The 13,526-nt window shown below is 68.8% G+C and carries 15 protein-coding genes; 8 read left to right on the top strand and 7 right to left on the bottom strand.

Features of this window, described 5'->3' with window-relative positions; genetic code table 11:
- Nucleotides 1-80 precede the first annotated feature (80 nt).
- On the top strand, nucleotides 81-785 hold the full coding sequence (locus tag AC1DFC_RS02230) for a gamma-glutamylcyclotransferase (protein WP_478178624.1): 705 nt from the start codon (nucleotides 81-83) through the stop codon (nucleotides 783-785).
- Nucleotides 782-1,321, top strand: a complete 540-nt coding sequence (locus AC1DFC_RS02225; RefSeq protein ID WP_007829486.1) for a superoxide dismutase family protein — start codon at nucleotides 782-784, stop codon at nucleotides 1,319-1,321. Before AC1DFC_RS02230 ends, AC1DFC_RS02225 begins: the two co-directional genes overlap by 4 nt.
- 19 nt (nucleotides 1,322-1,340) lie before the next feature.
- Here the strand turns inward: AC1DFC_RS02225 and AC1DFC_RS02220 are convergent, their stop codons facing one another.
- Entirely contained in the window at nucleotides 1,341-1,901 is a 561-nt protein-coding gene (locus tag AC1DFC_RS02220) for a nucleotidyltransferase family protein (RefSeq protein ID WP_478178690.1), read from the bottom strand.
- Between the two features lie 38 nt (nucleotides 1,902-1,939).
- Between AC1DFC_RS02220 and pdxH the strand changes: the two genes are divergently transcribed.
- Nucleotides 1,940-2,593 carry a pyridoxamine 5'-phosphate oxidase gene (gene pdxH, locus AC1DFC_RS02215; protein ID WP_007829484.1) on the top strand — a complete coding sequence of 218 codons (654 nt, stop codon included), beginning with the start codon at nucleotides 1,940-1,942 and terminating at the stop codon, nucleotides 2,591-2,593.
- A 12-nt stretch (nucleotides 2,594-2,605) separates the two neighbouring features.
- On the opposite strand, the gene AC1DFC_RS02210 is transcribed toward pdxH, so the two are convergent.
- Nucleotides 2,606-3,811 (bottom strand): OmpA family protein, encoded by a 1,206-nt coding sequence (locus AC1DFC_RS02210; protein WP_413314701.1) that lies wholly within the window; start codon nucleotides 3,809-3,811, stop codon nucleotides 2,606-2,608.
- Nucleotides 3,812-3,835: 24 nt separating this feature from the next.
- On the opposite strand from AC1DFC_RS02210, the gene AC1DFC_RS02205 reads away from it, so the two are divergent.
- Nucleotides 3,836-4,189: a hypothetical protein gene (locus AC1DFC_RS02205; RefSeq protein ID WP_413314702.1), complete on the top strand. Its 354-nt coding sequence runs from the start codon at nucleotides 3,836-3,838 to the stop codon at nucleotides 4,187-4,189.
- A gap of 139 nt (nucleotides 4,190-4,328) precedes the next feature.
- Here AC1DFC_RS02205 and AC1DFC_RS02200 read toward each other — a convergent pair whose 3' ends face one another.
- The 4 genes from AC1DFC_RS02200 to msrA form a co-directional block, all read right to left on the bottom strand.
- A complete protein-coding gene (locus AC1DFC_RS02200) occupies nucleotides 4,329-5,282 on the bottom strand; it encodes an AEC family transporter (protein WP_478178623.1) in 954 nt (317 codons plus the stop codon).
- A 154-nt stretch (nucleotides 5,283-5,436) separates the two neighbouring features.
- Complete coding sequence (locus AC1DFC_RS02195; RefSeq protein WP_478178622.1) at nucleotides 5,437-7,530, bottom strand: TonB-dependent receptor; 2,094 nt, start codon at nucleotides 7,528-7,530, stop codon at nucleotides 5,437-5,439.
- A gap of 80 nt (nucleotides 7,531-7,610) precedes the next feature.
- Nucleotides 7,611-7,982 carry a hypothetical protein gene (locus tag AC1DFC_RS02190; RefSeq protein ID WP_042672802.1) on the bottom strand — a complete coding sequence of 124 codons (372 nt, stop codon included), beginning with the start codon at nucleotides 7,980-7,982 and terminating at the stop codon, nucleotides 7,611-7,613.
- Nucleotides 7,983-8,004: 22 nt separating this feature from the next.
- Nucleotides 8,005-8,556 carry a peptide-methionine (S)-S-oxide reductase MsrA gene (gene msrA / locus AC1DFC_RS02185; protein WP_478178621.1) on the bottom strand — a complete coding sequence of 184 codons (552 nt, stop codon included), beginning with the start codon at nucleotides 8,554-8,556 and terminating at the stop codon, nucleotides 8,005-8,007.
- Between the two features lie 104 nt (nucleotides 8,557-8,660).
- Between msrA and AC1DFC_RS02180 the strand changes: the two genes are divergently transcribed.
- From AC1DFC_RS02180 to AC1DFC_RS02165, 4 genes are read left to right on the top strand one after another with little or no spacing between them, the layout of a single operon-like run.
- Entirely contained in the window at nucleotides 8,661-9,386 is a 726-nt protein-coding gene (locus tag AC1DFC_RS02180; protein ID WP_007829476.1) for a TetR/AcrR family transcriptional regulator, read from the top strand.
- Nucleotides 9,387-9,407: 21 nt separating this feature from the next.
- Nucleotides 9,408-10,085, top strand: a complete 678-nt coding sequence (locus tag AC1DFC_RS02175; protein ID WP_413334826.1) for a protein-L-isoaspartate O-methyltransferase family protein — start codon at nucleotides 9,408-9,410, stop codon at nucleotides 10,083-10,085.
- Nucleotides 10,086-10,101: 16 nt separating this feature from the next.
- A complete protein-coding gene (locus AC1DFC_RS02170) occupies nucleotides 10,102-10,449 on the top strand; it encodes a rhodanese-like domain-containing protein (RefSeq protein ID WP_007829472.1) in 348 nt (115 codons plus the stop codon).
- A 21-nt stretch (nucleotides 10,450-10,470) separates the two neighbouring features.
- Entirely contained in the window at nucleotides 10,471-12,009 is a 1,539-nt protein-coding gene (locus AC1DFC_RS02165; protein WP_413334830.1) for a TolC family outer membrane protein, read from the top strand.
- A gap of 130 nt (nucleotides 12,010-12,139) precedes the next feature.
- On the opposite strand, the gene AC1DFC_RS02160 is transcribed toward AC1DFC_RS02165, so the two are convergent.
- On the bottom strand, nucleotides 12,140-13,522 hold the full coding sequence (locus AC1DFC_RS02160; RefSeq protein ID WP_007829468.1) for a 3-deoxy-D-manno-octulosonic acid transferase: 1,383 nt from the start codon (nucleotides 13,520-13,522) through the stop codon (nucleotides 12,140-12,142).
- Nucleotides 13,523-13,526 lie beyond the last annotated feature (4 nt).

The raw sequence follows: 13,526 nt of genomic DNA, 5'->3' as shown, positions 1-13,526 counted from the left end.
ATCAGGAAATTGTAGGCGGCGGTCCCGGCATCCCCATGTCGGACCCTGCGCCGAACCCCGGTCCGCCGGGACTCGACCCCATGCCCAAACCCCTGCGCGATCCGCAGCCGATGCTCGAGCGCGCCATCGCCGACTGGGGCGGGCATGAGGATCTCTGGCTCTTCGGCTATGGCTCGCTGATCTGGCGGCCCGAGTTCGACTTCGTCGAGCGGCGCCAGGCCTGGGTGCGCGGCTGGCATCGCGCGCTGAAGATGTGGAGCCGCGTGAACCGCGGCAGCGTCCAGGTGCCCGGCCTCGTGTTCGGACTGCTCTCGGGCGGCAGCTGCCGTGGCATGGTGTTCCGCGTGCCCAGGGCCGAGGGTCTGGAAACGCTGCGCCGGCTCTGGCTGCGCGAGATGCCGACTGGCGTGTACGACCCGAAATGGCTGCGCTGCGGCACGGCCGAAGGGCCTGTGCGCGCGCTGGCGTTCACGCTGTCGCGGCGCAGCCCCAACTTCACGGGCGAGCTCAGCGACGAGCGCTACCGCCACATCTTCGCCAACGCCGTCGGCCGCTACGGAACTTCGCTCGACTACGCGCGCCAGACGCTGCTCGAACTGCAGCGCCACTCGATCCACGACGCGGCGCTGGCCCGCCTGGTGGCGCTGGCCGCCGTTCAGGAACAGCAGCGCCAGCAGCAAACCGAGGCCGCCGCCGATTGCGGGGCGCCGCAGCCTCCGGTATATGTTCCGGGGTCTTCGAACTCTTCTTCCCAACCTTCCGAATCATCCAAGGAAAACACATGACCCAACGTCGTCTCGCCGCCGCCGGCGCCGCCCTCCTCGCCTGCGCCCTTCTCGCCGCCTGCGGCAGCATGGGCGGCAAGCCGAGCACCGCCGTCGAGCTGGTGCCGACCGGCGCCATCACGCCCAACCCGACGCGCGGCACGGTGACCTTCGCCGCGCTCGACCACGGCGTGCGCGTGTCGGGCGAAGTGCGCGGGCTGGCACCGGGCAGCGAGCACGGCTTCCACATCCACGAGAAGGGCGACTGCGGCAACAACGGCGACGCCTCGGGCGGCCACTTCAATCCGACCGGCGGCACGCACGGCAAGTTCGCCGCCGCGGGCAGCCATGCCGGCGAACTGCCGAGCCTGGTGGCCGATGCCAGCGGCGTGGCCCGCTTCAGCGTGGAAGACCACTCGATCTCGCTGACGGACGGCGCCGCCAACAACGTGGTGGGCCGCGCCCTGGTGGTGCATCGCGACCGCGACGATTTCACGACGCAGCCGTCAGGCAACTCGGGCCCGCGCATCGCCTGTGCGGTGATCACCAAGCCCTGATCGAAACGGGCGGCAAAAGCTAGGCGCCCTCGCGCGCCAGCCACAGCGTCTCGGCCTGCGCCAGCGCCTCGGGTGTGTCGATGTCGGTGATCACGCCGACGTCGTCCACCACCAGGTCGGCCACCGAATCGATGGCACGCATCGACCGCAGGATGGACGATGCGCCCAGACTTCCCTCCAGCATGGCGAGTTGCGCACCGCACCCGGCGGCAAAGCCCACCGGATGGCCGCGCTCGCCCTGGTACTGCGGCTGCACGGCATTCACCCGGCCGCCCAGGGCTGCTGCAACAGCCTGCAGCGTCGCGGGCTGCACCAGCGGCAGGTCGCCCGGCAGGATCAGCCAACCCGCCGCATCGGGCGTTGCGCGCACTGCGGCCGCGATCGAATCGCCCATGCCGGGGTGCCCCGCATCTTCCACGTGCCATGGCAGGCCGCTGGCGCGCACCGCGTCGAGCGTGCGCTCCAGCACCGGCCTGCCGGCGAGCAACGCCTTCAGCTTCGAGCCCGTGCCACCGGCCGCGATGAAGCGTTCGCCGCGGCCCGAGGCCAGCACGATCACCACCGGGGAATTCACCTTCATGGTCGTCATGGGCCGAGTATGTGCGCAACAATCCCGGCATGACCTCCCCCCTCTCCAATGACGCACTGGCGGCGCTGCGCAAGAGCTACGAGCGCGCCGAACTCGGCGAAGCCCACAGCGCCGGCGATCCGCTGAAGCAGTTCGAGCGCTGGCTCACCGAAGCCATCGACGCGCAGGTGCCCGAGCCCAATGCGATGACGCTGTGCACCGTGGGCAGCGACCTGCGGCCGTCCAGCCGCATCGTGCTCATCAAGGGCTACGACGCGCGCGGCATCGTCTGGTACACCAACTACGAGAGCCGCAAGGGCCGCGAGCTGTCGGGCAATCCGTATGCGTCGCTGCAGTTCCACTGGGTCGAACTCGAGCGCGTGGTGCGCATCGAGGGCCGCGTCGAGAAGGCAGGCGCCGAAGAGAGCGACGCCTACTTCGCGAGCCGCCCGCTCGACTCGCGCATCGGCGCCTGGGCCAGTCCGCAGAGCGAGGTGATCAGCGGACGCGACGTGCTGGTGAAGAACGCCGCCGTTGCTGCGGCCAAGCACATGCTCTCGCCGCCGCGCCCTCCGCACTGGGGCGGCTACCGGCTGGTGCCCGACCGCTGGGAGTTCTGGCAGGGCCGCAAGAGCCGGCTGCATGACCGGCTGCGCTACCGGCTCGACGGTAGCGACTGGGTGCGCGAGCGCCTGGCTCCGTGAGGCGGATCGTCGTCAGGCCTCACAACTCACGACTTTGAACTCGACGCGCCGGTCCAGCGCGTCGCTCGCATCGTCCGCCCCCGTACCGACGATGTTCTCGCGGAAGCCCATGCCCGATTCCCGCAGCTTCTTCGACAGGGGCGCCGCCTCGCCCACCAGCCGGGTCTTCACGCTCACTGCGCGCTGCAGCGACAGCCGCTCGTTCACCGCCTCCGAGCCCGTGCGGCTCGTGTGGCCCGTGACCACCACGCACGAATCGATCTGCGCCGCCTGCCGCGCAATCTGGCGCAGCCACATCGGATAGGCAGCGCTGATCTTCGGATCGGCGAGGAAGTCGGTCGAGCCCGGCTTGAACAGGAACTTCACGCTCAGGTTGTTGGTTTCGAGGCCCAGCCGCGCGATGGTGCCGAAGGTCTTCTCGGCATCGGCCGTGCGGCCGAGTTGCGACTGCGTGAGGTACAGCCCGCTGTAGATGCGCAGCTGCTGGCCGTCGGGCCGCTTCGATGCAGCCTCGTAGCGGCCGAGCGCCTCGCTCATGCGGCCGGCCTCGTAGGCGGCGGTGGCCTCCTGCAGCACGGTCGAGGTCGGCAGGCGCTCCAGGTACAGCGCGTCCGCGGCCTGGCCGGGCTGGGTCTCGGCGGTGCGGATGTAGCCCTCGACGCCGCGGTCCTTGCCATTCACCGGGCTGTCACGGAAGAAGGCGGTGGGCCGTGTGTCGAGCGTGGCATCGCTGATGCGCGTGACCGACTGCGCGATCACCATGCCGCTGCGGATCTCGGTCAGCGCAAGGTTCAGTCGGTACGGTGCGCCCGAAGCGTCCCTGTCGCGCACCAGCGTGCCATTGAGCACGTACTGCGCGCTGCCGATCTCGCTCGCGTTGAAGGGCGTGACGGTGAACTGCCTGAACTGCGCCTGCATGCGCTGCACGATGCGCTGCTCGGCCACGCGCGTCACCTCGGTCTGCTGGCCGCTCGCGCCTTCGAGCAGCGGGTCGATCACGATGCGGCGCTGCGTGAGCGTCGACTCCACCTTGGCCAGGAAGGCCGGCAGTTTCTGCGTCTGCACCATCAGGTCGTCCACCGCCTGGTTCACGGCCTGGTCGAAGGGCATGGCGTTGCCCGGCGCGGGGCGGTGCGCGCAGGCGGCGGCAAGCACGGCGGCGCACAGCGCGAGCGCGCGCAGCGCCAGGCGGACTCGTTGGGTGGCGATGGTCGTCATCAGCATTGGCTCCTCAATGTCTTCATGTCCTGGTCCGACAGCGGCTCGCCCACGGCGGCGCGCATGTTGATCTCGCTGCAGCGCTTCGACGGCGCAGGCTTTGATACCGCCGCTTCCCGTTGCACCGGCGGCGGTGCCGACGCGGCTGGCTGTGTGCGCGTCCTGATCACCGGCCTCGGCTTCGACGGCCCCTCGTCGGCCCTTTCAGCCTTCTCGGCGGGCGGCGGCTCGGCGGGCTCGCGCGGCACGTTCGCCGACAGGCACGGCGTGCGGCACGGCCTGGCCTCGCCTGTGGCCTGCGCGGGGCGAACTTGCAGCGCGGCGATCGTCGTCGCGACCACCGCCATAGCAAGAAGGGGCGAAGAGCGCGCCGGGTGAATCATCAGCCGGCAAATGTAGGGCGGCAGAGGCCGCGCGCCATCTCTCCAAACGGCCACCCTGCCGAACGGCATAGGCGTGCGGCGAACCGCGCTAAGGCGAAAGTCTGCGAGGCTCTACGAAGAGACAACCGAAGGGCTCAGGGCAACCACTGCACCCAGACCATCACGAGCGGTAGCGTGGCGAGCCCCAGCACCGTCGACATCGCGACGCTGGCCGTCACCAGGTCTTCGGCCGTGCGGTAGCGCTGCGAAAAGAGGAACACGTTGGCGCCGATCGGCAGCGCCGCCGCCACCACCATCACCGTGAGCGGAATGCCTCGCACGCCCAGCAGCCAACCGATGACGGCCACCAGCAGCGGATGCAGCAGGTTCTTCACCAGCGCCTGCATCAGCGCGCCGCGCCAATGCCGGCCGATGGGTGTGAGCGCGAGCGTGATGCCCACCATCACCAGCGCGATGGGGCCGAAGGCCTGGCCGAGCAACTGGATCGGCTTGTCGATGAACTCGGGCATGACCAGCCCGGTCTGCGCGAACAACAGGCCCGCGATGATCGGCAGCGGCACGGGGTGGATGATGGCGTTGCGCAGCGCACGCATCACGGTGCGTGCCATCGAGGGGCGCTTGTCTTCGCCACCGACACCCACGTGCTCGCGCGCGACGGCCAGCTCCAGCACCACCGTGGCGCTGGTCAGGAGCACCAGCGAATGCAGCGAGATCAGCGTGAGCAGCACCACCATGCCCGCCTCGCCATACGCCAGGCCGATCAACGCGATGCCGATCATCACCGTGTTGCTGTACGTGTTGGCCAGCGCGATCACCGCCGCGGTGCGATTGAATCCGCGCAGCGCCAGCGTGGCCGCGAACAGCAGGCCCGAAGCAACGAAATACGCCGCCACCGGCTTCAGGCTCAGCTGCTCGACGTGCACCGTGCTCATGGCGCGGAACAGCAGCGCGGGCGCGAGCAGCAGGAAGATGAGATGCGACAGGTCCTTCACCGCATTGCCGCCGATCCATCGGCGCTTGCCGGCGAGGTAGCCCGCGGCGATGAGCAGGACGACGGGGAGCAGGGAGGAGATGACGAAGGAATTCACTCGGCGAGGATAGCCCAGTGAGTGCCTTGCTCCTTCCTCCTCTGGGGGAAGGTCGGGATGGGGGCAGGCGGCACTCGCAGGAGCCATGGCCCTGTCAAAGGCCGCTTGCCCCCCACCCCTGCCCTCCCCCAACGGGGGAGGGAGCAAGACAAGATCAGAACGTCACGCGCAAACCGACCTTCAGCGTGCGCCCGGGCAACGGCGCGTTCGGATACACCGTGGTCGTCAGGATCGACGTCGCGCTGTAGGCCAGCTTGTTCGTGATGTTGTCCATGCGCGCGTACCAGGTGAGGTTGGCGCGCTGCACCTTCATGCGGTAGGTGATGGCGGCGTTCCACAGCGTGTAGGCATCGGTCTCGCGCGCACCCACCGACGGAATGCGGTGCTGCGCCGCGTTGTAGTCGAAGCCGAAGCGCGCGCCCCACGGGCCGTTGGCATAGGCCAGCGTCGCCCCAAGGCGCAGCGGCGCGATGCGCGGCAGCGGCTCGCCGGTGTCGAGGTTCTTCGCGCGCACGATGTCGCCGCGCCATTCGAGGTCCAGCGTGCCGGCGTCGTCCATGCGCGCGAAGCCTTCGCTGCCCAGCAGGCGCAGGTTGCCGTTGGCCTCGATGCCGGTGAAGCGTGCACGCACGCCGCTGTAGACGTACTCGGCCAGCGTATCGGTGGCGCCGGGCTCGGCCACGTTGCCCTCTTCATCGAGGCTGCGCCCCGATGCCGTCAGGCCGATGTAGTTGCGAAAGCGCGTGACGTAGGCGTTGACGCGCGCCGTGTTGGGCCCCGACTTCCATTGCGCGCCCAGGTCCAGCCCCGTCGATTTTTCCTTCTTCAGGTTCGGGTCGCCCACCTCCCACGCGGCGGTCGCCACGTGGGGGCCGTTGGCCAGCAGTTCGTAGTCCTTCGGCGCGCGCTCGGTGTAGGCGAGGTTCGAAGTCAGCTGCCACTGAGGCGCGAGGTTGACCAGAGCACCGAAGGCCGCACTGTGCGGGTTGAAGGTGCGCTCGCCGACCGCAAAGCGCGTGACCGTCGGATCGTCCGGATAGCCCAGCGATCGGATGCGGACCTGCTCGGTGCGCGCGCCGAAGCTCAGCCGGCCCCACGAAGTGCCGTACTCCTCGTACATGAACAGCGCATTGGAGCGCGTGCGGCTGTGCGGCGCGAAGGCCTCTTCGCCATCGGCGGCGAAGCGGTTGGTTTCGCTGCTGAAGCCGACGAGGCCCTCGAAGTTGCCGATCTTCTGGTGGCGCGCCTCGATGCGCAGGTCGTTGCTCATGTTCGAGAACGTGGTGCCGGGCGTGCCGCCCTCGAACTCGGTGTGGCGGTAATCGGTGTGGCTCAGCTTGGCGTGGATGCTGCTGATGAAGCCGCCCGGGCGCCACTCGCCTTCGAGCGCATAGCGGTCGGACTTCATGCCGATGGTGACGTCGTCCTCGGCCACGGTGCCGTAGGTGCTGCGGTAAGTGCCGACCGAGGCGCCGATGTAGCCCTGGTCGAAGAACATCGTGCCGCCGAGCGCGCCGCCGTGCGCCTCGTTGGCCGAGTTGCAGATCTTGCGCGCCGTCCACGGCGAGCCGGGCTTGCTGCATTCGAGGGTGATCGGCACCGAGACGTCCTTCGAGTCGCGGTTGAAGGCGTCGACGTGCAGTGCGAAGCGGTCGTTGCCGCCTTCGAGCACCACGCCGCCATTCTTCTCCTTGTTGCCGGTGGAATAGCCCAGGTCGGCGCGGCCGCCGAAGCCGTTGATCGGCTCCGAAGGAATGCGGTTGTCGATCACGTTGACCACGCCGCCGACAGCGCTGCCGCCGTACTGCAGCGCCGACGGGCCGCGCAGCACTTCGATGCGGTCGGTGACCAGCGCATCGACAGGCACCGCGTGGTCGTAGCTCAGCGCGGAGGCATCGGGTGCGCCGCCGCCGTTCTGCAGGATGCGGATTCGGTCGCCGTCCTGGCCGCGGATGATCGGGCGGCTGGCGTTGGGGCCGAAGTAGCTGCTGCTCACGCCGGGCACGTTGTCCAGCGTTTCGCCGAGCGTCGACTGGGAGCGCAGCAGCAGCTTGTCACCCGACAGCGTGGTGGTGGGCGCGATCAGTTCGGAGGCGCCGAGCGGATTGCCGGTGACGGTGACCTCGCGCAGGCTGGCGGCGTCGGCGGGTTGGGCCTGAACCTGCGCCTGGTCCTGGGCCATGCTTGCGAAGGAGGCGAGCGAAAGAACGGCAACGCCGATGGCGTTGCGACGGAATTTGGGAGTCATGAAGGAACACTCGTTGAATCGGGAAACGACCGGCCGCCGCCCGCGCGGGAAGCGGGTGCAGCAGCCGGAACACAGGGGATTCAGCGAGTGGAAGGCGGGCCGCGCGCGTCGAACAGCGCGACCCAGCGGGCGACGGCTTCGCCCTGCAGGAAAGCAAAGACGGCCGACGGCAGCAGCATCGGCAGCACCACCAGCGGCACGCCGGGCACGCCGGATCCGTGCGAGAGCTGGTCGTACAGCCGGCACTCGGCGTCGTTGTGTTCGCCGAACAGGCTGGCCAGCTGGGGGACGGCATGCTTGTGGCCAGCCTGCGCCGCGGCGGCCGGCAGGCCCGGCACGTGCAGCGAGCGGTGCATCAACCCGAGCGTGCCCGCGAACCACACCGCGACCATCAGCGCGATGACGAGCGCGCGGGTCGAACGGGTCCGAGGCTGGCGGATGGAGAGATGCACGGGGCGAGGTACCGATCGGCGCTCAGGCCTTGACGCGCGACGCGAAGGTCTTCTGGAACTTCTCGACCTTCGGTCCCACGACGAACGCGCAGTAGCCCTGGTTCGGGTTGTTCAGGAAGTAGTCCTGGTGGTAGGCCTCGGCCGCCGAGTAGTTGGCGAGCTGCGCCACCTCGGTCACGACAGGCGAGCTGTAGGTCTTGCTGGCCCCGATCTCGCGGATGACCTCCTGGGCCACCTGCTTCTGCGCGTCGCTCGTGTAGTAGATGCCGCTGCGGTACTGGGTGCCGGCGTCATTGCCCTGGCGGTTGAGCGTGGTCGGGTCGTGCACGACGAAGAAGATCTCGAGGATTTCACGCAGGCTGATCTGCGCGGGGTCGAATTCGAGCTTCACCACCTCGGCGTGGCCGGTGCGGCCGGTGCAGACCTGCTCGTAGGTCGGATTGACGGCCTGGCCGTTGCAATAGCCCGACTCCACGTCCAGCACGCCCTGCACCCGGTCGAACACCGCCTCGGTGCACCAGAAACAGCCACCGCCGAGCACGATGGTTTCGGTGGGCGGCGATGAAGTGGACATGGTGCGGCTCCGGGAGGTTGGAAAAGGATGAGCCCGGTATTGTGGCGGCTTGACGTGACGGATATCGGTCACTACATTACTAACCCGCGAGTCATTAACATCCCATGTCCCCGCCCCGTTCCTTCGTCGACAAGATCATCTGCCCGGTGCGCGCCAAGCGCGAGCGCCGCAAAGAGGCGCGCCCCGGCGAACTGCTGGCCGCCGCACTCGACCTGTTCGTCGAAAAAGGCTTTGCCGCCACCCGCTCAGAGGAAGTAGCGGTGCGCGCCGGCGTCTCCAAGGGCACCCTCTTTCTCTATTTCCCGAGCAAGGAAGAGCTGTTCAAGGCCGTCGTCATGGAAAGCCTCGGCGGCCGTTTCACCGAGTGGAACGCCGAATTCGCGGCTTTCGAGGGCACCACGGCCGACATGCTGCGCTACTGCATGAGAGTGTGGTGGGAACGCGTCGGCATGACCCAGGCCTCGGGCCTGACCAAGCTCATGATGAGCGAGGGCGCCAACTTTCCCGATCTGGCGGAGTTCTACCGTCGCGAAGTGGTCCGCCCCGGCCACGAGCTGCTGCGGCGCATTTTCCAGCGCGGCATCGACAGCGGCGAGTTCGCTCCGATGGACGTCGACCACGCGATCTACTCGGTGGTGGCACCCATGGTCTTCCTCATGCTCTGGAAGCATTCAGCCATGGTCTGCGTCGACGGCGAATCGGCCCTCGACCCCGAAAAATACCTCGCCACCCAGGCCGAGGTGGTGATCAACGGACTCTGCGTGCGCCCCGGAAGGCCGACCGCGGCGGAGGCGTCATCGGCGACGCCTAAAATTGAAGGTTTGTCCTGAGCCCACAAGGAAAGCCACGCCATGAACCCCACCCCCACCCTCGAGCGCCTGCGCTTCAACATGATCGAACAGCAGATCCGCCCCTGGGATGTGCTGGATACCGACATCCTCGAACTGCTGGCCGAAATCCACCGCGAAGACTACGTGCCCGACGCGCACCGCACGCTGTCGTTCTTCGACATGGAACTGCCGCTGCTCGACGGCTCCGTGCCCGGCGAGATCATGCTGTCGCCCAAGGTCGAGGCCCGCACGCTGCAGGACCTGCACATCCAGAAGCATGAATCGGTGCTCGAGATCGGCACCGGCTCCGGCTTCATGGCCGCCCTGCTGGGCGCCCGCGCCGCCCAGGTGCTGACGCTCGAAATCAACCCCGTGCTGGCCGCCCGCGCCGCCGAGACGCTGCGCCAGAACGGCGTGACCAACGTCGAAGTGCGCCATGCCGACGGCGCCGTACCGCTGCCCAGCGGCCCGAGCTTCGACGTGATCGTGCTCAGCGGCTCGGTCGCTCGCATTCCGCAGAACCTGCTGGGTTCGCTCAAGGTCGGCGGCCGCCTCTCGGCCATCGTGGGCGAAGAGCCGATGATGCGCGCCCACTTCGTCACCCGCACGAGCGAAAGCAAGTGGGACACGGTCCAGCCCTGGGACACCGTGGCCCCACGGCTGCTGAACTTCCCCGAGCCCTCGCGCTTCTCGTTCTGAACGGGCGGTCCACCGAATGATCGACCAAGTCCGCCCCACCGACCTTGCCGCCTGGTTCGCCCAGGACGCCGACGCCACCCCCGTGCTGCTCGACGTGCGCGAACCCTGGGAACTGCAGACGGCGAGCGTCGTGCCCCAGGGCTTCACCCTGGTCGCGATTCCGATGAACGAGATTCCCGGGCGGCTGGCCGAGCTGAACGACGGCCAGCCCGGACTTCGAATTGCCTGCCTGTGCCATCACGGCGCACGCAGCCAGCGCGTGGCCGCTTTCCTGAACCAGAACGGCTTTGACCAGCTCGCCAACGTGGCGGGCGGCATCGACGCCTGGTCTTCGCAGCACGACCCTTCCGTGCCGCGCTACTGATTCTTTCTCCAAGGACGTTCAATGCCTTCCAGGCCCCGGCTTTCGCCTCTTTCCGCAGCGCTCGCAAGCATCTTCGCAGCCTTGCTCGCATCGCCGGCCCAGAGCCAGACACTGAACGAACTTTATGAATCCGCCCGCGGCTTCGACGCCACCTACCAGGGCGCACGGGCCCAGTACGACGCCAGCATCGCGCGCGCCGCGCAAGCCAAGGCCGGCATCCTGCCCGCCGTGGGACTCACGGCCGGCGTGACGCGCAGCGATCTCGACATCGAAACCCTCACCGGCGCCGGCCGCGGCACCACCACGCCGCGCGACTTCAACACGCAGAACGTCGGCATCAACGCCACGCAGCCGCTGTACCGGCCGGCCAACTGGGCCACCTACGAGCAGGGCAAGCGCCAGGCCGACATCGCACAGGCGGTGCTCACCATTGCCGAGCAGGACCTGATCGTGCGTGTGAGCCAGGCGTACTTCGACGTGCTCGCGAGCCAGGACAGCCTGGCGCTCGTGCGCGCGCAGAAGGTCGCCGTGGCCGAGCAGCTGGCATCGGCCAAGCGCAACTTCGAGGTCGGCACCTCCACCATCACCGACTCGCGCGAAGCGCAGGCGCGCTACGACTTGGTGATCGCCCAGGAAATCGCGGCCGAGAACGACCTGCAGGTGAAGAAGGTGGTGCTCGACCAGCTGGTCGGCCGTCCCGGCAGCGTGCCGGTGCCGCTGCGGGTGCCGGTGGTGCTGCCCACCGCCATGCCCGCGGACATCAACGCCTGGGTCACGCAGGCCGACGAGGTGCACCCCGCCATCCAGCAGGCCCGCCTGGGGCTCGACGTGGCCGGGCTCGAAGTGGAGAAGGCCAAGGCCGGCCACAAGCCCACGCTCGACGCCAACCTGGGCTACAACGTCACGCGCAACCCGACGGGCACCAGCACGAGCACCGTGGGCACGCGCATCAACGCGGCCACGGTCGGCGTCACGTTCAACCTGCCGCTGTTCGCCGGCTTCGCCACCGAGAACCGCATCAAGGAAACGCTGGCGCTCGAGGACCAGTCGCGCAGCGTGCTCGACGGCACCAAGCGCAGCGTGGCGCAGGCCACGCGCGCGGCGTACCTCGGGCTCGTCTCGGGTGCGGGGCAGGTGAAGGCGCTGGAAGCGGCCGAGGCCTCGAGCCAGAGCGCGCTCGATGCCAACCGGCTGGGCTACCAGGTGGGCGTGCGCATCAACATCGACGTGCTGAATTCGCAAAGCCAGCTGTTCCAGACCAAGCGCGACCTCGCGCAGGCGCGCTACAACGTGCTGCTGGGCAACCTGAAGCTGCGCCAGGCCAACGGCACGCTGACGATCGACGACATGAACGCGATCAACGCGACGCTGGCGAGCAGCGGCAGCGTGCCGGCGGTGCCTCCGGCCACGGGGCCGGATCGCAACATAACGACGCCTGCCGTGACGCCGCCGAGCATCCCGGTGATTCCGCCGGTGCCGGTACCGCCGTTCAATCCGCCGGCGCCGACGATGCCGACGGCACCGGTGCCGCCGGTGATCCTCAATCCGCCGGTGCGCTGAAATTCTTTCTCCCTCCCCTTCCGGGGGAGGGTTGGGGTGGGGGCACGACGGCCTTGGGCCAATCATGGCGCTCATTGGGCGCTTGCCCCCATCCCAGCCTTCCCCCAGAGGGGGAAGGAGCCATGCAAACTCAGTCGAGTGTGGGTTCGGCGCGCGGCGGCTCGCTTTCGAGCGGCGCGAGTCCCGACGCCACAGGCTCCGCCGCCTGCGCGATCGCGAGCACCGCGGCGGCCGTGCGCTCGGCCGCCCCGCGATTCGACGAAGAGAACGCCAGCGCGGCCTGCGCCATCGTGGCGCGGCGCTCGGGGTTCTCGACCAGCTTCAGCGCGGCCGTCACAGCCTGCTCCATGTTCTCGACGCGCAGCGATGCACCGGCCGCCAGCGACAGCTGCGCCGCCTCGGCAAAGTTGAAGGTCGACGGTCCCATGACCACCGGGCAGCCGCAGGCGGCCGGCTCGATCAGGTTCTGCCCGCCCAGCGGCTCGAAGCTGCCGCCCAGCAGCGCCACGTCGGCCAGGCCGTAGTACAGCGCCATCTCGCCCAGCGAATCGCCGAGCCAGATCTCTGCCTCGGCCGGCTGGCCCGCCGCGCTGCGGCGCGCCACGGCGAAGCCTTCGGCCTCGATCAGCGCCGCCACTTCGTCGAAGCGCTGCGGATGGCGCGGCACGATCATCCATTGCACGTCGTGCACGCGCTTGGCGATCGAGCGGATCGCGCCCTGCTCCGGCGGCACGGGCGAGGTCGCGCCGAAGCGCTTGAGCACTTCGAGCAGCATCCGCTCCTCGCCGTCGCGCGAACTCGCGAGCACGACCATCGGCCGCGGCAGGTGCTCGCGCAGCGAAACGGCCGCGTTCAGCTGGCGCACGTCGGGCGTGGCGTCGAACTTGAGGTTGCCGTAGATGCCGGCCACCTTGGCGCCGAGCGACACCAGCCGGTGCGCATCGGCCTCGGTCTGCGCCCACACGGCCGCGAGGGCCGAGTAGGCGGGCCGCGCGAGCCATGCGAGCCGTTCGGCCGCGGCCAGCGATTTCTCGTTGAGCCGCGCATTGGCCAGCACCAGCGGAATGCGGCGCTCGGCGCAGGCGGCGGCCATTTCGGGCCAGACCTCGGTCTCCATCAGCACGCCGATGCGCGGCTCGAAGCGATCCAGGAAACGCGCCACCGCGCCCGGTGTGTCCCACGGCTGCCAGACCTGCGTGTCGCCCGGTTCGAGCAGCTTGGCGCCTTCTTCACGGCCGGTGGCGGTGCCGTGCGTGAGCAGGATCGGGATGCCCGGGTACTGCCTGCGCAGCTCGGCGATCAGGATGGCGGCCGCGCGCGTCTCCCCGAGGGAAACCGCATGCACCCAGCATTGGGCCTTGCCGGTGGTGGCTTCGTCGTAATGGCCGAAGCGCTCTTCCACGGCCACGCCATAGCCCGGCTCGGCCTCCGCGCGGCGCCGCAGCTTGCGGCGCACAAGCGGTTGCACAACGGTGGTGAAGACGCCGTAGAGGCGCAGCAGCAGGGAACGCACAGGC

The sequence above is a fragment of the Variovorax sp. 10L421 genome, from assembly GCF_056395365.1.
Note: the sequence above shows the minus strand (reverse complement) of the source record. Positions and strands in the feature narration are given on the sequence as shown.

Excerpts from the sequence above, each read along its gene's own strand:
- AC1DFC_RS02175 (WP_413334826.1), top strand. The coding sequence starts at position 9,408 with ATGAACCCCACCCCCACCCTCGAGCGCCTGCGCTTCAACATGATCGAA.
- AC1DFC_RS02195 (WP_478178622.1), bottom strand. The coding sequence starts at position 7,530 with ATGACTCCCAAATTCCGTCGCAACGCCATCGGCGTTGCCGTTCTTTCG.
- AC1DFC_RS02210 (WP_413314701.1), bottom strand. The coding sequence starts at position 3,811 with ATGACGACCATCGCCACCCAACGAGTCCGCCTGGCGCTGCGCGCGCTC.
- pdxH (WP_007829484.1), top strand. The coding sequence starts at position 1,940 with ATGACCTCCCCCCTCTCCAATGACGCACTGGCGGCGCTGCGCAAGAGC.
- AC1DFC_RS02205 (WP_413314702.1), top strand. The coding sequence starts at position 3,836 with ATGTCCTGGTCCGACAGCGGCTCGCCCACGGCGGCGCGCATGTTGATC.
- AC1DFC_RS02170 (WP_007829472.1), top strand. The coding sequence starts at position 10,102 with ATGATCGACCAAGTCCGCCCCACCGACCTTGCCGCCTGGTTCGCCCAG.
- AC1DFC_RS02180 (WP_007829476.1), top strand. The coding sequence starts at position 8,661 with ATGTCCCCGCCCCGTTCCTTCGTCGACAAGATCATCTGCCCGGTGCGC.
- AC1DFC_RS02165 (WP_413334830.1), top strand. The coding sequence starts at position 10,471 with ATGCCTTCCAGGCCCCGGCTTTCGCCTCTTTCCGCAGCGCTCGCAAGC.
- AC1DFC_RS02230 (WP_478178624.1), top strand. The coding sequence starts at position 81 with ATGCCCAAACCCCTGCGCGATCCGCAGCCGATGCTCGAGCGCGCCATC.
- msrA (WP_478178621.1), bottom strand. The coding sequence starts at position 8,556 with ATGTCCACTTCATCGCCGCCCACCGAAACCATCGTGCTCGGCGGTGGC.
- AC1DFC_RS02225 (WP_007829486.1), top strand. The coding sequence starts at position 782 with ATGACCCAACGTCGTCTCGCCGCCGCCGGCGCCGCCCTCCTCGCCTGC.
- AC1DFC_RS02220 (WP_478178690.1), bottom strand. The coding sequence starts at position 1,901 with ATGAAGGTGAATTCCCCGGTGGTGATCGTGCTGGCCTCGGGCCGCGGC.